Source organism: Shewanella sp. YQ_9 (genome assembly GCF_043103185.1).
Taxonomy (GTDB): domain Bacteria; phylum Pseudomonadota; class Gammaproteobacteria; order Enterobacterales; family Shewanellaceae; genus Shewanella; species Shewanella algae.
Genome location: NZ_JBICJO010000063.1, coordinates 67,687 through 94,595, shown reverse-complemented (window position 1 = coordinate 94,595; position 26,909 = coordinate 67,687). Strand labels below are relative to the sequence as shown.

The window sequence follows — 26,909 nt, the reverse complement described above, 5'->3', positions numbered from 1 at the left end:
TAACATCGATACATCAAAACAACAACAAGAGGTGTCCCATGAATGCTGTGCTGTTGATGTTAATGGGCCTGGGCGCGATGGCGGCCGGCTATTTTGTCTATTCAAAATTCATCTGCGAAAAAATCTTCAAAGTCGATCCCAACTTCGTGACTCCTGCACACGAGATGCAGGATGGTATCGACTATGTGCCCACCAATAAATATGTGCTTTGGGGCCACCACTTTACCTCTGTGGCCGGAGCTGCACCGATTATCGGCCCGGCTATTGCGGTTATCTGGGGCTGGGTGCCGGCCTTCCTCTGGGTGGTGTTCGGCACCATCTTCTTTGCCGGGGTGCACGATGCCGGCGCCATCTGGGCCAGTAACCGCAACAAGGCCAAATCCATAGGTGCGGTCACGGGTGATGTTATCGGCGAGCGGGCCCGCAGCATCTTTATGGTGGTAATATTCTTGGTGTTGCTCATGGTTAACGCCGTGTTTGCCGTCGTCATTGCCAAGCAGTTGATCAACTTCCCCAGCGCTACCCTGCCGGTTTGGGGCGCCATAGTGGTGGCACTCATCATAGGCCAGCTCATCTACCGCCGTCTTATCAACCTCTTGGTGGTGTCCATTGTCGGCGTGGCAGCATTGTACGCGCTCATCTATATCGGTCCGTCTTTGCCGCTGGCATTGCCGGAAACCCTGGGGCCGCTGTCGGATAACCAAAGCTGGATCATCCTGCTGTTTGTTTATGCCGCCATCGCCTCGCTGCTGCCGGTATGGATGCTGCTGCAACCACGGGACTATATCAATGGTATTCAGCTGTTTATCGGCTTAGGCTTGCTTTACGGCGCCGTGCTTCTGGGCGCGCCTGATATAGTGGCACCGGCCTTTAATACCGATGTGCCCGAAGGCACTCCATCCATAGTGCCACTGCTGTTTGTTACCATTGCCTGCGGCGCGATTTCCGGCTTCCACGGCCTGGTTTCCAGCGGAACCACCTCGAAACAACTGGATAAAGAACCGGATGTACGTTTTGTCGGCTACTTTGGCGCCATAGGCGAAGGCTCTCTGGCACTGGCGGCCATCATAGCCGCCACAGCGGGTTTTGCGACCCTGGCCGACTGGCAGGCTGTCTACCACGCCTTTGGGCAGGGGGGCGTCAGCGCCTTTATCAAGGGCGGCGCCAATATCCTCGAATCCGGGATAGGCATGGATGAAACCATGGCGCAAACCCTGCTGACAGTAATGGTGGTGCTGTTTGCCGGTACCACCATGGACACAGGCTTGCGGCTGCAGCGTTACATATTCCAGGAATGGGGCAGCATCTATAACCTCAACTGGATGCAAAATGGCGCCGTCGCCACTCTGCTGGCCGTGGGCACCTGCTTGCTGCTGGCCTTCGGCGCCGGCGGTGACGGCTCGGGTGGCATGCTGATCTGGCCGCTGTTTGGCACCACCAACCAGTTACTGGCTGGCCTGACATTGTTGGTAATCACAGTGATGCTGGTGAAACTGGGTCGCCCCATGTGGTATACCCTGGCTCCGCTTATCTTCCTGCTGGTGATGACCACCATGGGCCTGCTTATTCAACTCAAAGGCTTCTACGACAAGCAGGATTGGTTCCTGTTTACTCTGGACTTGGTGGTACTGATCGCCGCCATAGTGATTTCACTGGAGTGCAGTGCCACGCTGAGCCGTTCGCTCAAGGCGCGTAAAACTGCGGCGGAGAACGACTGATGAAACTAGCGAAGATCAAGGCATTGGTCAAAGACCTTAGCCACCTGGCGGAAGAGGCGTATAACGCCCCTTTTCGCTCGGCAGTCGCCCGCGCCCGCAGGGAGCAGGACGATCTTTTTATGCTGCTGATCTTCTCCGAAATGATGGGGGTACCCAACCCGGCCAGTTACTACACTCTGGAGCTGCAGCCCTTGATGCTGGAAAAGTTCCATGACTGGCACCTGCGTATGGGTATGCCCCACTCACCACTGGATCAGTTCAGATGCTGTTGAAACAAGATGTTAATTAAGGACGGGCTATGGCGCAGCTGACCGACAAACGTATTCTGTGGGTGGGTGGCAAAGGCGGTGTCGGCAAGACCACTGTCTCCTCCTCACTGGCCCTGTTGGCAGCCGGGCGCGGCAAGAAAGTCCTGCTGGTGTCCACAGATCCGGCCCACAGCCTGAGCGATGCCTTTGCCAAGCAGATAGGCGATCACTGCACCCGGCTGGCACCGAATCTGGATGCACTGGAAATCGACCCGGATGAGGAAGTGCGCCAACATCTCGACCGGGTCAGCCAACAGTTGAAGAGTTTTACCCGCCCGGAGATGTTCGCTGAAATCGAGCGGCAGATGCGCCTCACCCGTCAGTCTCCCGGTGCCCAGGAAGCCGCCTTGCTGGAGCGAATAGCCAAGACCCTGGAAAGCGGCCTCGGTGAATACGATCTGATTATTTTCGATACCGCGCCCACCGGCCATACCCTTAGGCTGCTGAGCCTGCCTGAGGCGATGGCCGCCTGGACCCAAGGTATGCTGAGCGCCAATCAGAAATCAGAGAAGCTCGGCGCCATGCTGTCGCACCTGACACCCGGCCGGGGCCGTGATGTCGATAACCCCTTCGACGATCCGGCCGAGCACGCCACCGCCGGAATGGCGCCGCGCAACAAGGCCATAGCCGAAACCCTGCTGGCGCGACAACGGCTGCTGCAACGCACCCGTGAGCTGATTAAAGATCCGCAGCAAACAGGGCTGCTGTTTGTTCTGACCGCAGAGAAGCTGCCTATTCTGGAAACCCGCCGCGCCGTGGCCAGCCTGCAGGCCGAGCAGTTACCGCTGGCCGGTTTGGTGGTCAATCGACTGCTGCCACCCGAGGCCGACGGCAGTTTTCTTGCCAAACGCCGCCAGCAGGAAGCCGTGCACCTCGAAGAAATAGACGTAAACTTTAGCAAGCTGTCCCGCTTTCGACTGCCCCTCAAGGAAACCGATATCCAGGGCCTGAGCGGTCTTGAACAGATGGCGACAGAACTGGCCAAAGCCGGGCTGTAAATTCAGCCAATTTCCCTTCAATCGTTTGGCCTATTTCACCAAACGCAGACAACACCTGCACCCAATCGCGAGCTCCGGCAAGGAGCTACTTATATCAGAAGGTATACCTTTGACACAGCTAAATCCGCAGCATAAGAGACGCCATAGCCTATATAGCCAACCGCCAAAAAAATCACAAGATATTGAATTTAAACATATAAAAACCAACTAGCTCAAATCAAGAAGGCGCAGTGGCGCAGCAGTCTCTACATCTCAACGTTGCCTGTTACCAAGATCACCAACCTCAAAGTTAACAAAATTTAAACAATCGCTTGATTAAAACCAGTGTTAGCCATATACATGAGGGTGCAGAAGTTTAGCAGTTGCGAAATAAACCAACATTAACCAGCAACTTCGTGGACTAACCTATGAAAAAGCTAATCGGACATGGAGATTGGCCCAGTGCCAAAAGTCTGTTCTCTGCCCTGATCCCCGGCCTGTTTGCGCTGGGAACCCTACCCCTAACTGCAGCTGAAACTCAAACCACCCAGGCGGTCGACAGCCTGGCGCAGCAATGTTTTATTATTCAATCGCCGACCAATGGCCAGTATCTGCATCGCTTCCATCAGGGAGGCACTGTGGATGATGGTCTGAGTTATCGTTTCGATAATATCAGCCAGGCCGAGGCCAGTGCGTTTTACTTCAAACCCAGTCGCCGCGGTCATTTTATGATGACAGACGCAGATGGCCGCTTCTTTGCCAGCCATCTGCCGGCCGAAGTCAGCGCCGGTCGTTATCCGGGGGAATTTGCCGAGTGGCGGGTTGACGCCGAAACAACGCCATCCGGTGAATTCAGTTATCGCTTCCACGCCGTGGGCCTCAATCTGGGACTCAGGCACAACTACAGCGGTGGTGGCTTGTATTTCTTCGATCTGCTCAACCCTGGAAACAACACTTCAGAGGCAAGCTTCAAGCTGGTTGCCAGTGATGCCTGCAGCGCGTTTCCCGAGGTTGAAGTCAATGCCAGTGGTGATTTCTCCGCCCTGAAAGGCGATGCTTCACTGCCGGTGCGGGGTCTGGTCGATGCCCACACCCATATCACCTCGTATGAGTTTATGGGCGGCAAGATGATGCATGGCAAGCCGTTCCACCGCTGGGGGGTGACCCAGGCGTTGAACGACAGTGCGGTGATCCATGGGCCGAATGGCTCACTGGATCTCATCGGCAATCTCTACTCCTTCAACGACACCAACTTCCGCTATGACACCCGAGGCTGGCCGGACTTCCCCTGGTGGCCCAATCACGAGCAGATGACTCACTCAGGTTACTACTACAAGTGGATTGAGCGCGCCTGGCTAGGCGGTTTGCGCCTGATGGTCACCCATCTGGTGGAAAACGAAGTGTTGTGCAACGCCCAGAAAACCATCAATCCCGCCAGTTGGGTCAACCCCAACGACTGTAACACCATGAACAGCATTCAGTTGCAGATTAACCGTCTCAAGCAAATGCAGGAGTATATTGATGTGCAGTCCGGCGGCCCCGGCAAAGGCTTCTTCCGCCTGGTGTCCTCGCCTCAAGAGGCTCGCGAGGTCATTGCCGACGGCAAGCTGGCGGTGCTGATGGGCATAGAGGCCTCAGAGCTGTTCAACTGCGGTATCAAGGATGATTGCAACCGCCGCCAGATTGAAGAGCAACTGCAGCAAGTTTATGCCAAGGGGGTGAGAATCCTGTTCCCGACCCACAAGTTCGATAACCAACTGGGCGGCTCAGTGGTGGAAGACGGCTTTATCAATATCGGTGAAGTCTTGGCGACGGGCCATTTCTTTGAAACCCAGGCCTGTGACGCCGACACCCAAGGCAGACCATTCAAGTCAGGTTTCCCCATTTTGGGCGAAATCCCAGTACTCAAGGATATTCTCAATGCCGTGGGTCTCAATCCCCAGTACGACGAGAACATGCTGCACTGCAACAAGCATGGCTTGTCCGAAAAAGGCGTCTACCTGGTTAACCGCATGATAGATATGGGAATGTTGATAGAATTGGATCATATGTCGGCACAAACCGCCACCAGTGTGATGGATATTGTCGAGCAGCGCCAATATGGTGGGGTGATCACCAGCCACAGCTGGATGACTGACGGTACCCAAGGCAGACTGCACCCCAACACCCTGCGCCTGGCCAAGGTCGGCGGCTTTATGGCGCCCTACAACAGTAACGCCAACCATCTTGGAGGCAGTATTGATAGATACCTGCAGTTGATAGCCGATACTCCTTTTCTGCCGGGTGTCGGCCTGGGAACCGATATGAGTGGCCTCGGCGCTCAGGCCGGTCCCAGAGACGATGCGGCCACTAATCCACTGCACTACCCCTTCGTCAGTGAGTTCGGTATCCAGTTTGAGCGTCAGGTATCGGGGAATCGTGTATTTGACTTCAATCAGGATGGCATGGCCCATTACGGGATGCTGGCTGATCATCTGCAGGATGTGCGCGAGCAGCTTGGCGGCAGTACCTATGAAGCCTTGATGAACTCGGCCGAAGCCTATCTGCAGATGTGGGAGCGCGCTGAAGCCCACAGGGATGAAGCCTATATCAATCCGCTACCGACCTATGTGCGGATAGTCAACCGCGCTTCGGACAAGTGTATGGACATTCCGGGTAATGGCAGCGATATGGTCAATGGCACAGATGTGATCCTCTATGACTGTGAACGCGACGCCTGGGATCAACGCTGGAGCTTTGATGCCGACAAACACATGTTCAGCAACAAGGCCAATCCATCCTTGTGTTTGGACAATCGCGGCCAGGCCTACAATGAAGGCGAAATCGTGGTATGGGAGTGTGTCGACAGCGACAATCTGCGTTGGGATTATGACGGCCGCTTTATTCGCAGTGCCCATGACGCCAATATAGTGGCCGACGCCTACGGCCGTGGCAACGATGCCCAAGTGGGTCAATGGCAGTTTCATGGCGGCGCCAACCAGCAATGGTTGCTCAGGCCTGAGATGACCATTCACCGCTGGGTCAGTTTGCGGGATAAACGTGCCGGACTATGTATCAGCGCTCCCGAACAGGCCCAAAGCGGCAGCCTGGTGAACCTGGACAACTGCAGCAACCGTCAGGGGCAAAAATGGTACTTCGAACCGATAAAAGGCAGTATCAAACTGGCTGGTGACGCGGGACTGTGCCTGCACATTCCGGGTGGCAATACCCAGGATCACAGCCAGTTGGCACTGGCGCCCTGCGATGCTTCCAATCCGGCTCAGGCATTCGATAAAGACGGCAGCGTGTTCTCAAGCCGAATGGCACCCAATCAGGTGCTTGATGCCTCGGGAGAACAAGCCGGCGCGGCTCTTATCCTCTACCACCACCATGGCGACAGTAATCAGAAGTGGAAGTCCAGCCTCTGATCCAAGCCCTTAAAAAACAGCAAGGCCGGTTCAATGAACCGGCCTTGTTTATTGTGATTTTTTTTACTTGGTGTTAAACCAAGCTCGCCATAAAAGACTTAGGCTTCAATGCCTTTGCTGGCCAGGAACTCATCATAAGTGCCCTTGAAGTCGCTCACGCCATCAGCGCTTATCTCTATTATACGGTTGGCCAGAGATGACACGAAGGCGCGGTCGTGGCTGACAAACAGCAAGGTGCCTTCATAGAGCTCGAGGGCGTTGTTCAACGACTCAATCGATTCCATATCCAGGTGGTTGGTTGGTTCGTCCATCACCAGAATATTGGGCTTTTGCAGCATCAGCTTGCCAAACAGCATACGCCCCTGCTCACCACCGGACAGTACCTTGACAGATTTCTTGATGTCGTCGGCGCTGAACAGCATACGGCCCAGCACTGAACGCACTGCCTGATCGTCATCACCTTCCAGACGCCACTGACCCATCCAGTCGAACAGGTTCATATCATTTTCAAAGTCGCTGGCATGATCCTGGGCGTAGTAGCCGATACGATGGTTTTCAGACCACTGAATGGTACCGCACTTTTGTGGCAACTCGTGGATCAGAGTACGCAACAAGGTGGTCTTACCCACGCCGTTTTCACCCAGAATCGCGATACGCTCGCCCACTTCGGCGATAAAGTTCACATCCTTGAACAGCAGCTCATCGTAACCATTGCTCATATTCTCAACAATCAAAGCGTTACGGAACAGTTTCTTCTCCTGCTCGAAACGAATGTAGGGGTTAACCCGGCTGGAAGCCTTGATCTCATCCAGCTTGATCTTGTCGATTTGACGGGCACGGGATGTGGCCTGCTTGGCCTTGGAAGCGTTGGCAGAGAAGCGCGCCACGAAGGTTTGCAGCTCGGCAATCTGTGCCTTTTTCTTGGCGTTTTCAGCCACCAGGCGCTCGCGGGCCTGAGAGGCGGCTGTCATATATTCATCATAGTTGCCCGGATAGACCCGCAGCTCACCATAGTCCAGATCCGCCATATGGGTACAGACAGAGTTGAGGAAGTATCTGTCGTGGGAAATGATGATCATGGTGCTGTTACGCTGGTTAAGCATCTCCTGCAGCCAGCGAATGGTATCGATATCCAAGTTGTTGGTCGGTTCGTCGAGCAGCAACACATCGGGATCAGAGAACAAGGCCTGTGCCAGCAGCACCCTGAGTTTCCAACCCGGTGCCACTGCACTCATGGGGCCAAAATGTTGTTCCAGCGGAATACCCACCCCGAGCAGCAGCTCACCGGCGCGGCTTTCTGCGGTATAACCGTCCATTTCGGCAAACTGCATCTCAAGATCGGCCACTTTAATGCCATCTTCTTCGCTCATTTCCGGTAAGGAGTAGATGCGATCGCGCTCCTGCTTCACCGCCCACAGCTCTTTGTGACCCATGATCACTGTGTCGATAACGCTGTGCTCTTCATAGGCGAACTGATCCTGGTTCAACTTACCCAGACGCTCGTTGGGATCCAGCGACACATTACCCGAGGTTGGCTCCAACTCACCGGAAAGGATCTTCATAAAAGTAGACTTACCGCAGCCATTGGCGCCGATAAGGCCGTATCTGTTGCCTTCGCCGAATTTAACCGAGATGTTTTCAAACAGCGGCTTGGCGCCAAACTGCATGGTGATGTTAGCTGTCGTTATCACTGTATGATTCCAAAATATCCAGATGCGGGACCTGGCTATGTAAAGCCGCGTCCAAGAGCCCAAGGCCTATGATTGGCCGGGTAAATAAAGCCGGGCACTATAACATTCCTGCGTGAATTATCAACCAAAGTCGCGGACAGCCAGCGAGATAAAGCAGTGCAACCAGCTGTTTACCAAAGACTTTAAAAATCTTCTGCAAGCAGATTAAAAATCCAGATCGCGGCCACACACCAAGGTAGTTTCCGCCTTGTTTGTTGCAAAAGTGCTGTAACAGCCAAGTTCGGGGCGCAAAATCTCTGTCGGCAAGGCATATCCCGGCTCACCATTGATAGTGATGCTCTCGCTGTCATCGGTGTAATCCGTGCTCAGCGTGGTGCCATCGGCCAACTGCCAGCGACTGAGAAATGAGTGCACATTGGCACAAACCGTGATTTCACACTCCAGGGTCTTTTGGCTGTCACCCTTGATCACTATGCACTCAGTGGTTTTCTCGCCGCAGCCCGCCTGAGCAGGCACAGAGATGGCGCTGAGCAGCAAGACACCGCCTAGCAGACTCGGCTTAGCTGCCGCGGTTAATTTTCTGGATTGCATTTTCCTACTCCTTTCCCATTTCGTTTCTTATTCCCCGTTGCCCTTGCTGTGACTCGCTTGGCCAGCGATATCCAGCCCCAAGCTTATATTGACCAAAGGCTCTTAGAGACTAAAGGCTTTGACAGGCTAAGGGCTCAGGCCGTGACCGCCGACTGCCTTTTTCGGCAGGCATTGGTGCTGAGCAAAGGCAAACCCCTTATTTAAACAGGAAAAACAAGGCGATAAAACAAGAAAACAATAAAAAGCCGGGGCAATTTCCCCGGCTCAAATGCTGAAAAACCCTAATCCAAAGACTGACGCCGCAAGCGGTTGGCGTTAGTCACCACAGTCAGTGAAGACAGCGCCATTGCCGCGCCGGCCACCACAGGGCTCAGCAAGATCCCTGTCAGCGGGTACAGCACCCCGGCCGCAATCGGGATCCCCAGAGTGTTGTAGATAAAGGCGCCGAACAGGTTCTGCTTGATGTTGCCAAGTGTCGCCCGCGACAGGGCAAATGCCCCGGCCAAACTACCCAGCCTTGGGTTAAGCAAGGTCAGGTCGGCGCTCTCTATGGCAATCTCGGTGCCCGAGCCCATGGCAATGCCGACATCGGCGGCCATCAGCGCCGGGGCGTCATTGATCCCATCACCGACCATGGCCACCACTTCACCCTGCGCTTGAAACTTACTGACCCAGGATTGCTTTTCATCCGGCAACACCCCGGCGATGACTTCCTCAATCCCCACCTGACGCGCCACGGCTTCGGCTGTGGCCTGGTTATCACCACTGAGCAATACCAAGCGCTTGCCCTGGGCCTTGAGCGCGGTCATGGCTTCTTTGGCATCGGCTTTGATTGGGTCACTGATCCCCACCAACGCCAGCAGTTGATTATCTCGGGCCACCAGCACCTGGGTGTGTCCAAGCGCCGCCCCCTGCTCCAGCCTTGCCTGGTGCGTCTCGGTCAGCCTAATGCCCAGTGCGTCCATTAGCTTGCTGTTACCGACCGCCCACTGCCGGCCTTCAAACTGCCCCAGCAGACCTTGCCCCTGGCGATAGTCAAACCCCTGCGGCTCACTCAGCACAACCTCTTTGACTTTGGCGGCATCCAGCAGCGCCGCCGCCAAAGGGTGGCCCGAGTGTTGCTCAAGACTCGCCACGGCGCGCAGCAGCTCGCGCTCATCAAAGGCATCATCAAAAATATCCACCTGGGTGACGGCGGGCTTACCTTCTGTGATGGTGCCGGTCTTATCCAGCACCACACAGCTGACTTTGCTGGCGGTTTGCAGCGCCTCACCGTTTTTCACCAATACCCCCATGGAAGCGGCGCGGCCGACAGATACCATGATGGACATGGGCGTCGCCAGCCCCAAGGCGCAGGGACAGGCGATAATCAGTACACTGGTCAGCACCACCAACGCATGGGACAGCGCAGGCTCAGGGCCGGCAAAATACCAGATGATGGCCGCCAGCAGCGCAATCACCACCACCACAGGCACAAACACGGCGGCTATCTTGTCTGTCAGTCGCCCTATGGGCATCTTGGAGGTCTGGGCCTCCTGAACCAGGGCGATAATCTTCGCCAGGCGGGTATCGGCAGGCCCGGCAGTAACTTGGTAAATAAGGCTGCCGTTTCCATTGACTGTGCCGGCGCTCAGACTGTCGCCCACGGATTTAGCCACGGGAATGGGTTCGCCTGTGAGCATGGACTCATCGAGCAGCGAATTGCCTGAAAGCACTTCACCGTCGAGCGCCACTCTGTCACCCGGGCGCAGTCTCAGCTTGTCGCCCACCACCAGCGCTGCTATGGCCACGGTTTCATCGCCGTCTTCAGTGATCTTGATGGCCGTGTTGCTCTGCAGGCCAATAAGCTTCTGCACCGCTTCACTGGTCTTGCCGCGTGCTCTCAGCTCCAATGCATGTCCAAGGTTAATCAAGCCGAGGATCATCACACTGGCCTCAAAGTACACATGACGGGTGCCGTCGGGGAAAAAGCCGGGAATAAGCACCACCAGCATGGAGTAAAGCCAGGCCGTGCCCGTACCCAGGGCGATCAGCGTATCCATATTGGCACTCTTGGCCTTGAGTGAGCGCCACATACCACTGAAGAAATGGCTCCCGGTGGTGACCAGCAGCAACAAGGTCAACAGCCCCATGGCGCCCCAGATAAGTTGGCTTTTGCTATCGTGGATCATCATGTCACCACCGGCCAGGCCCCAGATCATCAAGGGGATCCCCAGCCCGAGACCGGCGATGGCCTGTCTGATCCGGGTGCGGTATTCCCTGGCATCATGCTCGGCCTTGTCGGCCATGGCACTGGCGGCGTCGGTTATCGGCTCCGCGCGATACCCGGCCGAGAGCAGCAGCGCAACAGCTTCAGCCACTGGCAACCCAGCGGCCACGCTCACCTGCTTGTCGGCCAAGTTGACTCTGGCCTCGACCTCTTTGGCGGCAAAGGCTTTTTCTATCTTGGCCACGCAGCTGGCGCAGCTCATATCCGGCACAAACAGCAGTGTGGGCTTGGCAGGGTGAGCCGTGGCGGCCTTGTGCTTGACAGCTTTATCGGCATGGTTGCCAGTTTCGGTTTCAGTTGTGGCTTCGGCCACCGCCGGTTTCAAAGCGTCAGCCTGAGCTTCTGTCTCAGTCTCGGTATCAGCCTCGGCATGCTCATCGCGCCAAGGCTCGGCGGTAAACCCAGCGGCCTTTAACAGCTCGGTCAACTCGGCGGCGGTTTTATGGCTTTTCACTGCTAGCCGTTTCTGTTTCAGATTGACTGTCACCTCGGCTTCATCGCTGAGCTCCTTACGAATACTGGCCTCACAATGGCCACAGGTCATATCGCCAACATAAAAGTGGAAGTTTTCCGGCTCACTTGTATTACCTGGCGCAAGCGTTGGCGGGGTAAAGCCTGCGCCGGTTATCAATTCGGCCAGTTCCGCCGCGCTCTTGTGACTTTTCAGCCGCAGCTGTTTGCCTTTAAGGTCGACTTCTACCTCAAGCTCATCAGCCAGCGCCCTGCGAAGCTTACTCTCACAGTGGCCGCAGTTCATATCGGCAACATGGAAGTTAAAGCTGGCAGGGGCTTCAGGGCTGGCTTCAGGGCTGGGTTCAGGGCTTGGCTCTTGCGCGCTGTCACCGGCGCCAAGAGCCGCAATCTCGGCCTGCTCAGCGTCATAACCTGCGTCTTTCAGCCTCGCCAGCGCCGCGGCGGGGGTAAGCTCAGCGCCCGGGGCGAATGTCAGCGTCAACGACTTATCGGCCACCTCGGTAGCGGCTTCTACGCCGATATCGTCGGCAAACAGGGCTCTTATCTTGCTGGCGCAGCCGCCGCACTTCATATTCGTTATGGTGAATTGTATCTGGTCCATTGGAAACTCCCTTCTGTGCCCCTCGCAAGCGAGGCTGGCTCAACACTGGGATAAAGGTTAAAGTCTCCAGTAACGGGAGAGTCAAGCTCGAAAAATCATCAGTGAGATAAAAGGTGCACTGACTCTCAACAATACGCTTGCGGCGCGACAAAATAGCCCACAATAGTCCAAATACGGCAGAAAGCGGGAGTTTGACGATGAAAATAGGCGAAGTGGCCAAGGCAACAGGCCTGAGTATCAAGAGTATCCGCTATTACCATGACATAGGCTTGGTTGAGGCCCACAGAGGTGACAACGGATATCGTGAGTATCGGGCAGCCGAAATCGAGGCGCTCAAGTTTTTGCAGCACTGCCGCGAGCTGGGCTTTACCTTGGATGAATGCCGGGATCTGTTGCAACTGAAACACAATCCCAAGCGCTGCGCCGAGGATGTCAAACGCCTGGCCAAGGGGCACCTGCAGGCGTTGGAAGAAAAGATGACCAGACTGGCCTCACTGCATGCCCAACTGAGCGAGCTGGTATCTCAATGCCGCGGTGGCAGCCAGTCTGAATGCGCCATCATAGATGGCCTGTCCAGCGAAGCCAAACAGGCCTGAAGTTGTCACTCAGGCAATTTGGCTTGCTGCCCGGGCCGCGCCAAGGCTGCGGCATTGTCCAGCTTCAGTGCCGGCAGCGTGCCCGCCGGGGTGAAATCAAACACCATGCCGTAGAACACCAGCTCTGACTCCAATGCCAGTATCTTGTTGTGGGGCTGGCGAAAGCCGTGCCCCTCCCCCTCAAAGCCGATAAACGCCGTGGGAACGCCCTTGTCTTTCAGCGCCTTGAAGATATGCTGTGACTGATTCGGTGGCACCACCTTATCTTCGAGCCCTTGCAACAGCAGCAAAGGCTCATTGAATCCCTGCAGATGATACAGGGGCGAGCGTTCACGATATACAGCCTTCATTTTGGGGTAAGGGCCTATCAGTTGATCCAGGTATCTTGACTCAAACTTATGGGTTTCCTTGCCCAGCACCTCGATATCACTGATCCCGAAATAGCTCACCCCGGCCTTGAACTTGTCATAGAAGGCCAAGGCCGAAAGCACGCTCAAGCCACCGGCACTGCCGCCGCGAATCGCCAGTTTGTCAGCACTGACCCAGCCTTGGTCAACTAAAAACCCTGCGGCCCAGACGGCATCCTCAACATCTGCCTTGCCCCAGTTGCCATAGAGGCTTTGGCGATATTGGCGACCAAAGCCGGTACTGCCGCGGTAATTGAGCTCAAACACGGCAAAGCCGCGACTGGTCCAGTACTGAATGGCGCTGCTGTAAGCCCGGTTGGCCTTGGCGGTCGGGCCACCATGCAACATCATCAGCAGCGGCGGCCGGGTGTCCGGCAGGGGTTGGTAGTCACCATTTACCGGCGGATAAAAATAGCCGTGAGCCTTGTCTCCCCCCTTGGTGGTGAACTCCACATTGATGGCGCGGGAGATATATTTGGGATCCAATCCGCTGATCTCCGGGGCGTACACAAGCTCTGTACCGCGGCCGGAAACCTTGTAGATGCCACGCTCGGGTGTTGGCCTATTGCCAACAAAATAAACCCCGTCGGCTCCTTGCACCACCTGCCTGATATCGGCAAAGTCGGCGGCCAAAGGTTCAATGACCCCAGTCTGCAGATCCAGTCGCAGCAATCCGGCATCGCCTTCCTTGTTGAAGCTGGCTATCAGGGTGTTTTCATTCTCAAAGGCGTAAGCATGCTGGCCCAGCTTCCAGGCAGGGCCGCCGATTTCAGCCTTGAGTTGAGTAACCTGCTCGATACTGCCGTTGGCATCCAGCCGATACAGGTTCCACCAGTTGTCATAGTCGGCAATAAAGTAGAGCACACCGCCAGGGCTGAACAGGGGTTGCATCAGTGCGCCCTTTCGCTCAGGGGCGATTTGCCGAATATTGGTCAACTGCCCCTTGCGGTTGAGATCCCCAAGCCACAACTGGGTATTATCCCAAGGCATATTGGGGTGTTCCCAGGTGATCCAGGCAAGCTGTGTATTGTCGGCATTAATTGCCGGAGAACTGATAAAGTCGTGACCATCGACGAAGATATCCCCTTCACCGGAGAAATTCAGGTTAATGGTCACCAAACTGGCCTTGGGCTCTCCCGGTTGGCGATGATCTTCCCGGACACAGATAATCCGTGAGCCCTTGGGATAAGAGATACAGTCACCGTGACGGGTGCCATTGGGTGTCAGTGCCAGCGCCTCCTGATTGGGCGCTATCCGGTAAAACAGCTGATCCTGCCCCTTGGTGACAAACAGGCTCTGGCCTATGCCGAGAAAGTCGCCTCCGCCATATTCATGAACGCGGCTGCCAATACCAAAGGCCGGCGCCACCACACTGGTGATGCTGCCGTCTTTTTCGAGACGCTTGATCCCCACCTTGCCACCTTCGGCCGGGCTGGATTCCGAGAAATAAATCGCATCACCGACACTCTGCAGCTCACCTATTGCCGAGGCACTGCCGTAGACTTCGGCGGCTCCCAAAGGTGAGACCCAGCTGCCATAAGCGGCGCTAATCCTCTGTTCATTGTTGGCAGGGGCTTCTTGCTCCTGCGTAGGTTGACCGCAACCCTGCAACACTGAAGCCATCAGCGCTGCGGCCAGAATTCGCTTTCCGGGATTGAAAATCATGGTTTCGTTTCCCCCAACACCTGCCCAGGGGCAGGCTGAAACTACTACAACTTAAGTCTTGTGTTTTCTTGGTTTTTCTTATTTTTTATATCTGGCACAGAACCACTGCAAAACCCTGTACTGCTGCAAACTGGATAATCCAAAAAAGATGCAGATCCAAGGTGAAAGCAAATAGTACCAGGTGATGGGTTCTGTGGAGCGACCGCTGAGAAGCAGGTAGAAGAATCCGAAGTAGATTACCATGACCCCCACGACTCCCACCAGTAAAAGCAGGCGCTTGATTTGTTTCTCCAGCCAATGCATGGGTGAGTGTTTATACCTCTGGTGCTTTTACCTTTTAGTAGGGGAATTGTTCAATCCGGGACAAGAATTGTCAACGTCTGTGATACAAAGCGGACAAGTATCTGACACCCCGGATTGCAGAATGATAACTTTTGAGAGACTTGGGCGCGGCTCAACCGCTATTTTTGGGCAAATAACGCCCGGCATCCCTGGACCAACGAAAGTCCACTTTGCTGCCATTGTCGACATTTTTCAGGCGCAGATCATAGTATCCCTGATGTTGACGCCCAAGAAGCTGCAGCAGATTTTTGCCTTCATCAATAACCCGGGCGCGTACGCCGGTTTCATCCCGCTCACCGGCCAGATCTTTATAGAAATACATGGGTTCAGAGAAGATATTCACCAGCTTCTCTCCATCAATTACATAGAGCTGCAGCGCTTCATAGAAGGCACCGCCACCGGAAAAACCTTCACTGAAACCAACTCGGATCCCTATGGCGGTTAACTGGTCACTGACCTTGTAGGGTGCCAGATCCAGCTTTTTGACCGATTGAGGTACTGTATCAGAACCGCCATCCACTGTGCTTTCCAGATTGGAGTAGTTCCAGTTGACCGGGGTATTGAGTGGGCCATCGTGGGCAGCAAGCGCTTGGAAGTTCCCCTGGTCCAGCTTAAATACGCCAAAGTAAAAATCATGGGTCTGACGCTCGGCAAAGTTCTCACTGCAAAGATCGCTGCCATCCGTATATTTAAGATCCGATTCTTCGGCAACCACACAGGCATAGCCCAGATACAAGCCCTGGTTGCCCCAAGGTTTGGCGCCTATGCTTGCCAGCAAGTCCGGGGAGCGTCCCGGCGCCAACCAATCGAGCAACGTCTTGGGCGCAACGCCATCTGGCAAGCTCTGGCCGTCTTTGGCGAGCAGTTTTCCTTCCATCTGCTCAGCATAAATCTGCCGCCCTTCCTCGTGACGTATGGCAGCTTTGGCTTCACTGGGGTGAACTGTCTGAGTAGTGTGTAAGGTTTGGCTGGCATTGGTTTGGCTAGCATTGGCTTGTGAGCCGACAAGAGCACAGGAGAGCGAAGCAGTCAGCACTAGCGTGGTTGACAACAATAGAGGGTTAAAGGAAACCTGCCTGGTGGAAGAAAACATCATCCCTGTCCTTGTTTGAAACGCAGTAAAGAACAGGGATGATATCTATTTTCGCCTTGATATCAAAGCATTGAATTACAGGCGGATACCGCCGTCAATTTCAAATACCCGGCCATTGACATAGTCGTTTTCAATGATGAATTTAACTGTCGAGGCGATTTCAGCGGCATCGCCCAAACGGCCGACCGGCACCATTTTCTCCAGGCGCTCCAGCGCTTCCGGTTTCATGGCGGCGGTCATTTCGGTGGCAATAACCCCGGGGGCAACAGCGGCGGCCCTGATCTTGTAGCGCGCCAGCTCTTTGGCCCAGCCCACCGCCATGGCAGCAACACCGGCCTTGGAGGCGGCATAGTTGCTCTGCCCCACATTGCCGGCCCGAGCCAGGCTGGAGATATTGATGATCACCCCTTCCTGGCCAGAGCTTATCATGGCGGCTGCGGCTTCACGGCCACAGAGGAAGCTGCCGCTCAGGTTTACATTGATAACCGACTGGAACTGCTCCAGCGACATACGGTCTGTCACCTGGCCCTCTTTGGCTTTAATCAGCATGCCGTCACGCAGAATACCTGCGTTGTTTACCAGCACATTGAGCTGACCAAAATCTTCCAGAATGTACTGAAAGGTTGCCATCACATCTTCTTCATCCGTGATGTCCACCGCATAACCCTGAACTTCGGTCTCGCCCATCAGGGCACAGGCTTGCTCCAGACGGTCCTGATCCACATCGATCAGCGCCAGACGGGCACCGGCAGCGGCCAGCTCCTGCGCCATGGCCAGACCCAGTCCACCGGCTCCACCTGTGATGGCGACTACCTTACCTTTTACATCCATTGGGTTATCCTTATTTCTCTTGCTTGAATTGTTCAAAAATACTGGAAAAATCGCGACGACCATTGCCCTTGCGGGCATGATTGACATAGAGGCTGCGCGCCAGTGCGCCCATAGGGGTGCTTGACTGGCTGGACAGCGCTGCTTCCTGGGACAGGCCGAGATCCTTGACCATAAGATCCACCATAAACCCGCCCTGATAGTCATTGGATGATGGCACGCTTGGCATCACCCCGGGACAGGGGTTGTATTTCTCCAAGGTCCAGTTGCCGCCGCTCGAAACTTTCATGATATCTGACAGCACCTTGGGATCCAAACCATTATCTATCCCCAGACTCAGTGCCTCGCTGGTACCCACCATCAAGACAGACAACAGCATGTTGTTGCAGATTTTGGCAACCTGACCAGCTCCGGCACCACCTGCATGGAAAATATTGGCGCCCATGCACTCGAGAACGGGTTTGGCCTTGGCAAAACCTGCGTCGCTGCCGCCGCAGATAAAGGTCAGCGTACCGGCCGCGGCCCCGGCGGTGCCACCGGAAACCGGCGCATCAACAAACTCAAGCCCTTTGGCGGCCGCCGCAGCCGCCACAGTGCGGGCGCTGTCGGCATCTATGGTCGATGAATCGATAAGTAAGGTCCCCTCGGCCACAACATCCAGCAGCCCTTGCTGCTGCTCGCTGCCGAGGTACAGGCTACGAACATGCTTGCCGGCCGGCAACATGGTTACCACCACATCGGCACCCGCCGCTGCGCCACAGGCGCTCTGGGCCGTTATAGCCCCCTGCTCTGCCAGGCTCTGCATCGCCGTCGGCACCAGATCGAATACCCGAACAGTCATCCCGGCCTTGATCAGGTTGACCGCCATCGGCCCCCCCATATTGCCCAAACCAATAAAAGCCACTGTTGTCATCTGTTTGCTCTCCCTGTTGGAATCTTGTTTGCCTGCATCTGTTACAGATCGGCCAATGGGTGTTCATGTTCAAATGGCGACTCGAGCAAGGCAGATACCGCTTCTTGCGGTGCTATCTTGCCCTTGCCGTAACGCCAGTTGGGATTACGGTCCTTGTCGATAAGCAGCGCCCTGACACCCTCACAAAAATCACCTATGGCGCAGCAGTTGAGGCTGAGCCCCAGCTCGAAGCGGAAACAATCCGCCAGGCTCATGTCAGTCCCAAGCCTTGACTGCTCGTAGGCCAGCGCCCAGCTAAGCGGGCTGCCGCTCAGCATGGTGTCACGGGCGCGCTGCAACCAGCTCTCTTGGGTTTCCAGGGCCTGCATCTTGGCGAGAATTTCCGCCATATCTCCGGTCATCAGCTCATCTATCTGAGCCTGATGGCCCTTCAAGCGGCTGCTGCCGGGACGCTCTTCACTCTGGGTTTCCAGTTCATTGAGCAGATCATGCAGCTTCTGCTGGTTGAGACTGGTGTTATTGCCCCAGTTCACCGTCGCCATGGCATCGAGCATGCGCTCTTTATCCGTTGAGGCCAGAAAATGATTGCCAATGCCGGTATAACGGGCATCGGCCGCATTCATATTGTAGGCAGTCAGGCCGAGAAACAGCCCAGTCTTGCCCGGCATGCGGCCGAGAAAATAGCTGCCGCCGACATCCGGGTATAGGCCTATGGTGACCTCGGGCATGGCGATGCGCGAACGCTCAGTCAACACCCTGTGGCTGGCACCTATCATCAGCCCCAGACCACCACCCATCACTATGCCGTCGCCCCAAACCAATACAGGCTTGCCGAAGGTGTGCAGCTGAAAGTCGAGCCGATATTCCTCTTCGAAAAACACCCGTGCTTCCTGGGTGTAACTGCCGGGATTGGCCTGCTGCGCCTGATACAGCGCCCGCACATCACCACCGGCGCAGAAGGCTTTGTCGCCGCTGCCGTCGAGGATCACGCAGGCAATCTGCTCATCCTGTTTCCAGGCAGCCAACTGCTTGGCCAGCAAACGCACCATGTTAAGATTCAGTGCATTGAGTGCTTTTTCCACATTGAGTGTCGCCACACCAATCAACTTGCCGCTGGCGGTTCCCAGGGTCTGAAATACCACTTCATGACTCATATCAGCGCCTTCCTTATGCGTTTTTCCAGTTGGCTGCGCGCTTCTCCAGGAAGGCATTGACCCCTTCTTTCTGATCTTGGGTGTCAAACAGAGCCACAAACAGCTCACGCTCCAGCGGCAGCGCCTGAGCTCTTGGCATATTACGTCCGGCCTGGATTAACTGCTTGCAAACGGTCACGCTCGATGGGCTCTGCTTGGCGGCCTTGTTCGCCAGCGCAATGGCAGCACTCAGGGCCTCACCCTTACCAACTACCTCTTCTACCAGGCCAATCTCACGGGCCTTGGCGGCATCGATTCGCTCACCGCAAAGGATCATCCGCTTGGCCCAGCCTTCACCGACCAGAGCGGTCAGATTCTGGGTGCCGCCGGCGCAAGGCAGCAGGCCGACGGTGGCCTCGGGTAATGCAAGCTGCGCCTGCTCTTCGGCGATACGGATATCACAGGCCAGAGCCACTTCCAAACCGCCGCCCATGGCATAGCCGTTGATGGCGGCAATAGACACACCGCGAAAGGCGCTCAGGGTTTCAAATGCTTCGCCAAAATAGCGTGCCATGGTAGCGGCATTGCCTTTATCACCATCGGCAAACAGCTTAAGATCGGCGCCGGCCGAGAAGAATTTCTCCCCTTCCCCTGTCAGTACCAAGGCATAGATATCGGGATCATTGTTGAGCTCTTCCACCTTGAGGCGCAGTTCATTGAGGCTCTCGGCCGTCCAGGTGTTGGCCGGTGGATTGTTGATGGTCAGAACAGCCGTGTGGCCTTCGATATGCTCAATCAAAAAAGACATGAATGACTCCTTGCAATTCGGTTAAATGGGTTTGGCCTTAGAGGATCTCGCCGGCATGCTCATCCAGCAGACGGCGGGCGATGATAAGGCGCATAATCTCATTGGTTCCTTCCAGGATCTGGTGTACCCGTACATCACGGAAATGTCGCTCCAGTGGGTATTCGCGGATGTAGCCGTAACCACCGTGAATTTGCAGCGCGCTGTCACACACGGCAAACCCTATGTCTGTGGCAAAACGCTTGGCCATGGCGCAATAAGCCGTGGCTTCGGGATCGCCGCTGTCCAGCTTAAATGCCGCCAGACGCACCATCTGCCGCGCGGCGACCAATTCGGTGGCCATGTCGGCCAGCTTGAACTGCAGCGCCTGGAAGGCGGCCAGTGGTTTGCCGAACTGCTTGCGCTCATGCATATATTCAGTGGCGCGCTCAAGTGCAGCCTGAGCGGTACCCACAGAGCAGGTGGCGATATTGATGCGGCCGCCATCCAGGCCCTTCATGGCGAAGGTAAAGCCCTGGCCTTCCTCACCCAACAGATGATTGACCGGCACCCGCACGTTTTCAAAAGTAATGAGTCTGGTTGGCTGGGCGTTCCAGCCCATCTTGTCCTCGGCCTTGCCGTAGATAACACCCTTGGCATCAGCCGGGATGGCAATGGCCGAAATTCCCTTGGGGCCGGCCTCACCGGTGCGGCACATCACCACCAAAAGCTCGGTGGCGCCGGCGCCCGAGATAAACATCTTGGAGCCGTTAATCACATACTCATCGCCGTCGCGCTCGGCGCGGGTGGCAAGTGAAGCGGCGTCACTGCCTGAACCAGGCTCGGTCAGGCAGTAAGAAGCCAGCTTGCTGCCTGTGGTCAGCGCTTCAGACCACTCGGCCCGCAGACTTTGCTGGCCCCAGGTTGTCACCATCCAGGTGGCCATGTTGTGAATGGTCAGCATGGCTGTGGTGGCAGTGCAGCCCTTGGCCAGCTCTTCAAAAATAATCGAGGCATCCAGACGCGACAGGCCCATGCCGCCTTCAGACTCGGGAGAATAGAGTGAACAGAATCCCAGCTCCCCGGCTCTTTGGATCACGTCTTTGGGAAAGTGATGTTCCTCATCCCATTTGGCGGCAAATGGGGCCAGTTCATCGGCGGCAAACTGACGGGCCAGCTCGGCGAATTGGCGCTGATCTTCGTTGAGATTGAAATCCATGCTTGACTCCTGTGCGCAGATCTCTGCGTCTTGCGGTGATCCGGTGATGCCGGATCTCTTGTTATTTACTGTTGCGATTAAAAAGGGGCACCGGCCATTGCCGGTGCCCTTGGGCTCACACTGTTACTTGAGGGCGATAGTCATGTTGGGACCAGAGGCGATATCAGACTCGAACCAACGGCTGGTGATGGTCTTGGTTTCTGTGTAGAAACGCACCGCCTGCTTGCCGTAGGCGTGCTGATCGCCGTAGAAGCTGCCCTTCCAACCCGTGAAAGAGAAAAATGGCAGCGGCACAGGAATAGGCACATTGATACCCACCTGACCCACTTCGATTTCATGCTGATACTTACGCGCCGCGGCGCCGCTGGCAGTAAAGATAGAGGTGCCGTTACCGTAAGGACTGGCGTTAACCAACTCAATGGCATCTTCCAGCGACTCGGCTTCCATACAGCAGAGCACAGGGCCGAAGATCTCTTCCTTGTAGATGCTCATGTCCGTGGTTACCTTGTCGAACATGGTCGGACCGACCCAGTTGCCTGACTCATAACCGGGTACAGTGCAGTCGGAACCATCGAGCAGACACTCGGCGCCTTCAGCCTTGCCCTCGGCGATAAGCTTGAGCACCCGCTCTTTGGCGGCCGGGCTGATGAGTGGGCCGTAACCGGCTTCCTTGTCATCCCAAAGACCGGGACGCACCTTGGACAGGGCTTCTTTCAGCTCAGGGATCCACTCTTTGGCGGCGCCGACAAACACAGCGACCGACAGCGCCATACAGCGTTGACCGGCGGCACCAACCGAGGCGCCCACCAGGTTATTGATCACTTGCTGCTTATTGGCATCAGGCATGATCACGCAGTGGTTCTTGGCACCGGCAAAGGCCTGCACCCGCTTGAGGTTGTCAGTGCCTGTCTTGTAGATGTACTGACCCACACCCACAGAACCCACAAAGGAAATCGCCTTGATATCCGGATGAGACAGCAGTACATCAACCGCAGTTTTGTCACCGTGAACCAGCTGCAACACGCCCTTGGGAGCACCGGCCTGTTCAAACAGCTCCACCAGACGCTGCGGCGTCATTGGGTCCTGCTCGGACGGCTTGAGAACGAAGGTGTTGCCGCAGGCGATAGCCAGCGGGAACATCCACAGCGGGATCATCGCCGGGAAGTTGAATGGCGTAATCCCGGCGCAGACACCCAGCGGCTGAGTGTAGGAGTAGGTATCTATGCTGCGGGCCACGTTCTCAACCGTTTCACCCATCAGCAAGGAGGCGATGTTGCAGGCATGCTCGGCCACTTCAATGCCGCGCCAGACATCACCCTTGGCATCTTCAAAGGTTTTACCCGTTTCCTGGGCCAAAATGGTGGCCAGCTCGTCATGGTGTTCTTTCAAAAGATGTTGATAGCGCAGCATCACCCGAGCGCGTTCGGAAACGGCCACTTCCTTCCAGCTCTTGAAGGCTTCCTTGGCGCTGGCGATGGCGCGCTCAACTTCCGGCTGGGTCGCACAGTTGATAAAGGCGATGGTTTCATTGTTGGCCGGGTTGGTGACATTGATCTGCTTGCTGCCGGAACCGTTGACGAATTCGCCATCTATGTAGTGCTTGACTTGTGTGCTCATAAGAATTCCTTGTAAGTAGTGGAACGGCGCGGCAACAGCTCTTGTGGCTGTTTTTTGATGGCGCCGTTTCCTGTCTTGTTGATTGCTTCAATTTGTTGCCGGCCGCTGCCGCGGCCTACTGGATATTAGAGCTCAATCGCCATGGCAGTGGCTTCACCGCCACCTATGCACAGCGATGCCATGCCACGTTTGAGACCTCGGGCCTTGAGCGCATGAATAAGAGTCACCAGCAGACGGGCGCCGGAGCAACCTATCGGATGACCGAGCGCACAGGCACCGCCATTGACGTTAACCTTGGCGGCATCCAGCCCCAACTCGCTGATGGCCAACATGGTCACCATGGCGAAGGCTTCGTTGATTTCGAAAAGGTCGACCTCATCCTTGCTCCAACCGGTCTGTGCCAAGAGTTTTTGCATGGCGCCCACGGGCGCCGTGGTAAACATGGCCGGCTCTTGGGAATGGGTAGCATGGCCCTTGATGGTGGCCATCACTGCCAGCCCCAGGTTTTCGGCCTGCTCACGGCTCATCAGCATCAAACTGGCGGCACCGTCGGAAATCGAACTGGAGTTGGCGGCGGTAATGGTGCCGTCTTTGGCAAAAGCGGGGCGTAGCGCCGGGATCTTGTCAGGGCGGGCATTGCCGGGCTGCTCATCGGTATCAATCAGCGTATCGCCGCGGCGGCTGCTTACGGTTACCGGAACTATCTCCTCCTTGAAGGCACCTGAGGTGATGGCTGCATTGGCTTTTTCCAGTGAGCTCAGGGCAAAGGCGTCCATGGCTTCCCGGGTCAGGCCAAAATCGTCGGCAGTTTTCTGGGCGAAAGTTCCCATGGCGCCACCTGTGTAGGCATCTTCCAGCCCATCGAGGAACATATGATCCAGCACCTTACCATGGCCCATACGCATGCCGCCGCGAGCCTTATCCAGCAGATACGGCGCCTGACTCATGCTCTCCATACCACCGGCAATCACGATATTGGCACTGCCGGCCTTGATAAGATCGTGCGCCAGCATCACGGTTTTCATCCCCGAGCCGCACACCTTGTTGACTGTGGTTGCGCCAACAGACTGGGGCAAACCTGCCCCCAAAACCGCCTGTCTGGCAGGGGCCTGACCGAGGCCAGCCGGCAATACACATCCCATCAGCACTTCATCGACCTGTTCGCCCTTCACTCCTGTAGTTTCCATCAAGGCCTTGATGCTGAAAGCCGCCAGCTGAGGAGAAGGCACAGTGGAAAGACAGCCCTGAAAACCGCCCATGGCGGTTCGTTTGGCAGCGACGATAACAATATCCTGAGGACGACTCATTGTTGACTCCCTTGTTGGGCACCCAAACACCGGCCCAACAGCAGGCCGGCGGTGTTAGGTGCAGCAAATTTGCACTCTGTTGCTGTCACTTTGACGTTTACGCGAACGTAAGGCAAGTACTAATTAGTCTAATACAGGCTCTGTTTATAGGTATTTTTGTCAGGGAGGATTTACAGCAGGATGACAGCTTGTGCCCTGAAAGAAAGCCAAAACACTACGGCTTAGAAAAGGTTAGGGAAGGAAGTACCAGTTTGAGGAAGCATAAGCAGTAGAGGCCGACGCCATCTGGCTTGATATGAGCTAAGCCCTTTAGGACTTAGGGAAGGTGCCAATAAGTCCTAGTGGCACTCTGGCTTACACAGCAATTGGCGTTCAAGGCATCTGACTGAAGGCATGCCGGGGCCTGGCGAAGTCGGATAACGCAGAGAGCCGGTTGCTGTGAAAGCCCCGAAGGGCGTGGCTTACAGGCCTGCTTGCTGTGTTGTGCCTCTAGCAAAGGACTCGGGCCATTTGCTGCGAACCACGCTTTGCATCCAGGCCTGTAAGCCGGCGCAGAGCACACATGGGACTTGTTCGCACCTTCCTTGAGTCACAAGACTGCGACTCCCGCCAACAAAACATTTGGCGTTACGGGCTCAGCCACTCTGTTCCCAGGGCGTAATAGCACTGAGATCCGATAAGTCATAAGGGGTCAACTGGTAGACATAATAGTTGAGCCAGTTGCTCACCAACAGACTACCGTGACTATACCAACGGGCAATCGCTTCAGCCTCTGGGTCATCGTTGCGGAAATAGTTTTGCGGGATCTTGGGCGCCAAACCGGCCGCCAGATCTCTTTGGTACTCATCTTTAAGGGTCGACTTGCGATACTCTGGGTGCCCCATCACAAACAGGTTGCGATTGTCCTTACTGATCACCAGATAGGCACCGGCTTGGTCCGACTCGGCCAGCACTGTCAGTTCGGGATGCGCCTTAAGCTCATCCACATCCATCTGGGCATAACGGGAGTGCGGAGCATAAAACTCATCATCAAAGCCGCGCAGCAAGGGCACGTGGGCGCGAATACGCCTGTGCTGATAAACCCCGGAGCATTTTTCAGCGAGGATCTTGCGCTCGAGTTGATACAGGTGATAAAAACCGGCGTGGGCCGCCCAGCAGAGAAACAGTACCGAGGTAACATGTTCCTGTGACCAATCGATAATCTCGCGGATATGATCCCAGTAAGTGACCTCCTCGAAATCCAGCTGTCCCAGGGGGGCGCCAGTGATGATTAGGCCGTCATAGTTGCGATGGCGTACATCTTCAAAGTCACGGTAAAAGGTGTTGAGATGATCGGTCGGCGTATGTTTCGACTCTTTGTCGTGGATCCTCAGCAGGTCGATATCCACCTGCAACGGAGTATTGCCCAACAGCCGCAGCAACTGGGTTTCTGTCTCAATCTTGTTGGGCATCAGATTGAGGATCAACACCTTCATCGGCCGTATATCCTGCATCGCCGCCCGGCTCTCGGACATAACGAAGATATTTTCCGACTCAAGAACGCCGGCGGCGGGCAGGTTATCGGGTATTCTTACGGGCATAAAAGCGCCTCTCCTGAACTATCCAGGGCAAGACGCTCGGCTGATTCTACCTATTAGCGCCCTACCTTTTGCACCATGACGGATACCGGCTCAGCCTTGTCGATATCGACAAGATAAGCCTGGGTATTGATAAAGAGTAAGTCATCCTTGAGAGTGATCCTGGCACTGACACTGTAGCTATGGCCACTCTGGAACTGGTCCCGGGCAAGAATAAACTTAAAAGGCGTTGGGCTGGTCACGCTGTCGCGCTGAATAACCGCCAGCACTTCTGCCGGAGCATCCGCCTTGGAAATGTCCTGAACCTGAATCGTCAGCACGGCTTCCGGTGGCAGAGCAATACGTTCGCGGTACCAAACATCGCCATCAATTTCGACTGTGGCATTCGGGGTCGCACAACCTGTGAGTGCCATCATTCCTGCTACAGCCACCATCATTGGCAGTCGCAGCCAGTTGCCTGTCATTTTCATTGCTAGCTCCTAATCATACACAAAGACTTCTGGATGTCTATACATCCAAGTTTAATCATTGAGAACCTGGGAGGATAATCCTATCATAGGACTCCATTTTTGAGTTCAAATATCCTTATGACACAAGCAACTGCGATTATTGTGGGCGCCAGCTCACTCCTCAGCCGTGAAATAGCCCGCCGCCTGGCCGATGAAGGCACTAAACTGGCATTGCTGGCACAGGATCCCGACTCATTGAAAGAGTTTGCCGCCACCCTGGCAACCGAGGCTCAGGTGTTTGGCCTGGACATAGATAAACCGCAAACCTTGATAGCCGAGCTGGAACAGATTTGGCAACAGTTGGGTGGCGCACATCTGGTGTTGGTCAATACCGGACTCAACTCCTATCATCCGGATCTGCCTTGGCAGTTGGAAGATGAGATCATCAGTGTCAATGTCCGTGGCTTTGCCGCCGTTTGCAACACAGCTTTCAGGCTGTTTCGCGAGCAGGGTTATGGCCAGCTTGCGGCCATCAACTCCATTGCCGGTCTTCGCGGTGGCCCCAGCGTAGCCTTTCATGCCTCCAAAGCCTTTGGGATGAACTATCTCGAGGGGCTGTCCATGCATGCCCAAAGGCTCAAGCTACCGATCACCATCACGGATATTCAGTTGGGTTTGTTGGATAAGGCCGCGCTGCAGCAGAGCAGGCTATGGCTATCCCCCGTAGATGTGGTTGCCGGGCAAATCATCCGCGCCCTGCAAAAAGGTAAGCGCCGGGTCTATGTCACCAAACGCTGGGCGACGGTTGCCTGGCTCACCAAACTGCTGCCCGAGTTTATCTATAACACCCGCCATTGGAAGGTGAAGAAACGCAAGGGGCAAGCGGAATAATCTTTTAAAGCGACAGCCGCTGTTCCAATTGCCGGCGAATGGTTTCCTTAAG

Annotated in this window: 21 protein-coding genes and 1 pseudogene; 6 read left to right on the top strand and 16 right to left on the bottom strand. The window is 55.5% G+C overall.

Translation table 11 applies throughout. The features are described 5' to 3' along the window. Positions 1–38 precede the first annotated feature (38 nt). The 4 genes from ACF8D4_RS17540 to ACF8D4_RS17525 all read left to right on the top strand — a co-directional run bounded on the left by ACF8D4_RS17540 (position 39) and on the right by ACF8D4_RS17525 (position 6,410). Complete coding sequence (locus ACF8D4_RS17540) at positions 39–1,718, top strand: carbon starvation protein A (RefSeq protein WP_025009800.1); 1,680 nt, start codon at positions 39–41, stop codon at positions 1,716–1,718. Beyond that, on the top strand, positions 1,718–1,990 hold the full coding sequence (locus ACF8D4_RS17535; protein WP_025009799.1) for a cory-CC-star protein: 273 nt from the start codon (positions 1,718–1,720) through the stop codon (positions 1,988–1,990). The genes ACF8D4_RS17540 and ACF8D4_RS17535 overlap by 1 nt, the downstream gene beginning before the upstream one ends. Positions 1,991–2,016: 26 nt before the next feature. Next, positions 2,017–3,024, top strand: coding sequence for an ArsA family ATPase (locus tag ACF8D4_RS17530; RefSeq protein WP_045282438.1), 1,008 nt, complete (start codon positions 2,017–2,019; stop codon positions 3,022–3,024). 407 nt (positions 3,025–3,431) lie between these two features. After that, positions 3,432–6,410, top strand: coding sequence for a ricin-type beta-trefoil lectin domain protein (locus ACF8D4_RS17525; RefSeq protein ID WP_392466019.1), 2,979 nt, complete (start codon positions 3,432–3,434; stop codon positions 6,408–6,410). 98 nt (positions 6,411–6,508) lie between these two features. Here ACF8D4_RS17525 and ACF8D4_RS17520 read toward each other — a convergent pair whose 3' ends face one another. The 4 genes and pseudogenes from ACF8D4_RS17520 to ACF8D4_RS17505 all read right to left on the bottom strand — a co-directional run. Further along, entirely contained in the window at positions 6,509–8,101 is a 1,593-nt protein-coding gene (locus ACF8D4_RS17520; RefSeq protein WP_392466017.1) for an ABC-F family ATPase, read from the bottom strand. A gap of 204 nt (positions 8,102–8,305) precedes the next feature. After that, entirely contained in the window at positions 8,306–8,692 is a 387-nt protein-coding gene (locus ACF8D4_RS17515) for a hypothetical protein (protein WP_144223913.1), read from the bottom strand. Positions 8,693–8,973: 281 nt separating this feature from the next. After that, positions 8,974–11,181, bottom strand: a complete 2,208-nt coding sequence (locus ACF8D4_RS17510) for a heavy metal translocating P-type ATPase (RefSeq protein ID WP_392466066.1) — start codon at positions 11,179–11,181, stop codon at positions 8,974–8,976. A 189-nt stretch (positions 11,182–11,370) separates the two neighbouring features. Beyond that, positions 11,371–12,006 (bottom strand): annotated as a pseudogene (locus tag ACF8D4_RS17505) (heavy-metal-associated domain-containing protein); the annotation flags it as partial. A 227-nt stretch (positions 12,007–12,233) separates the two neighbouring features. Here ACF8D4_RS17505 and ACF8D4_RS17500 point away from each other — a divergent pair. After that, positions 12,234–12,632 carry a MerR family DNA-binding protein gene (locus tag ACF8D4_RS17500; protein WP_028780343.1) on the top strand — a complete coding sequence of 133 codons (399 nt, stop codon included), beginning with the start codon at positions 12,234–12,236 and terminating at the stop codon, positions 12,630–12,632. A gap of 5 nt (positions 12,633–12,637) precedes the next feature. Here the strand turns inward: ACF8D4_RS17500 and ACF8D4_RS17495 are convergent, their stop codons facing one another. The 12 genes from ACF8D4_RS17495 to ACF8D4_RS17440 all read right to left on the bottom strand — a co-directional run bounded on the left by ACF8D4_RS17495 (position 12,638) and on the right by ACF8D4_RS17440 (position 25,987). Beyond that, positions 12,638–14,704 carry a S9 family peptidase gene (locus ACF8D4_RS17495; RefSeq protein WP_392466013.1) on the bottom strand — a complete coding sequence of 689 codons (2,067 nt, stop codon included), beginning with the start codon at positions 14,702–14,704 and terminating at the stop codon, positions 12,638–12,640. A gap of 78 nt (positions 14,705–14,782) precedes the next feature. Further along, a complete protein-coding gene (locus ACF8D4_RS17490; protein ID WP_025009792.1) occupies positions 14,783–15,007 on the bottom strand; it encodes a hypothetical protein in 225 nt (74 codons plus the stop codon). A gap of 151 nt (positions 15,008–15,158) precedes the next feature. Beyond that, positions 15,159–16,142 carry a hypothetical protein gene (locus ACF8D4_RS17485; protein ID WP_392466010.1) on the bottom strand — a complete coding sequence of 328 codons (984 nt, stop codon included), beginning with the start codon at positions 16,140–16,142 and terminating at the stop codon, positions 15,159–15,161. 72 nt (positions 16,143–16,214) lie between these two features. Continuing rightward, positions 16,215–16,970: an SDR family oxidoreductase gene (locus ACF8D4_RS17480; protein WP_025009790.1), complete on the bottom strand. Its 756-nt coding sequence runs from the start codon at positions 16,968–16,970 to the stop codon at positions 16,215–16,217. Between the two features lie 10 nt (positions 16,971–16,980). Further along, the gene (mmsB, locus tag ACF8D4_RS17475) at positions 16,981–17,880 is read right to left on the bottom strand and encodes a 3-hydroxyisobutyrate dehydrogenase (RefSeq protein ID WP_144219971.1); all 900 of its coding nucleotides are present in this window, start codon (positions 17,878–17,880) and stop codon (positions 16,981–16,983) included. A 41-nt stretch (positions 17,881–17,921) separates the two neighbouring features. Beyond that, positions 17,922–19,034: an enoyl-CoA hydratase/isomerase family protein gene (locus tag ACF8D4_RS17470; RefSeq protein ID WP_107111006.1), complete on the bottom strand. Its 1,113-nt coding sequence runs from the start codon at positions 19,032–19,034 to the stop codon at positions 17,922–17,924. 13 nt (positions 19,035–19,047) lie between these two features. Then, a complete protein-coding gene (locus ACF8D4_RS17465) occupies positions 19,048–19,821 on the bottom strand; it encodes an enoyl-CoA hydratase (protein ID WP_115390592.1) in 774 nt (257 codons plus the stop codon). A 37-nt stretch (positions 19,822–19,858) separates the two neighbouring features. Beyond that, positions 19,859–21,016 carry an acyl-CoA dehydrogenase family protein gene (locus tag ACF8D4_RS17460; protein WP_025009787.1) on the bottom strand — a complete coding sequence of 386 codons (1,158 nt, stop codon included), beginning with the start codon at positions 21,014–21,016 and terminating at the stop codon, positions 19,859–19,861. A gap of 123 nt (positions 21,017–21,139) precedes the next feature. After that, positions 21,140–22,633 carry a CoA-acylating methylmalonate-semialdehyde dehydrogenase gene (locus tag ACF8D4_RS17455; protein ID WP_025009786.1) on the bottom strand — a complete coding sequence of 498 codons (1,494 nt, stop codon included), beginning with the start codon at positions 22,631–22,633 and terminating at the stop codon, positions 21,140–21,142. A 125-nt stretch (positions 22,634–22,758) separates the two neighbouring features. Then, the gene (locus tag ACF8D4_RS17450; RefSeq protein ID WP_028780349.1) at positions 22,759–23,940 is read right to left on the bottom strand and encodes an acetyl-CoA C-acyltransferase; all 1,182 of its coding nucleotides are present in this window, start codon (positions 23,938–23,940) and stop codon (positions 22,759–22,761) included. A gap of 635 nt (positions 23,941–24,575) precedes the next feature. Continuing rightward, entirely contained in the window at positions 24,576–25,520 is a 945-nt protein-coding gene (metA, locus tag ACF8D4_RS17445) for a homoserine O-succinyltransferase (RefSeq protein ID WP_025009783.1), read from the bottom strand. 53 nt (positions 25,521–25,573) lie between these two features. Further along, positions 25,574–25,987: a YbaY family lipoprotein gene (locus ACF8D4_RS17440; RefSeq protein ID WP_392466004.1), complete on the bottom strand. Its 414-nt coding sequence runs from the start codon at positions 25,985–25,987 to the stop codon at positions 25,574–25,576. 117 nt (positions 25,988–26,104) lie between these two features. Between ACF8D4_RS17440 and ACF8D4_RS17435 the strand changes: the two genes are divergently transcribed. Beyond that, complete coding sequence (locus ACF8D4_RS17435; RefSeq protein WP_044734178.1) at positions 26,105–26,857, top strand: SDR family oxidoreductase; 753 nt, start codon at positions 26,105–26,107, stop codon at positions 26,855–26,857. The last annotated feature ends 52 nt before the right edge of the window (positions 26,858–26,909 follow it).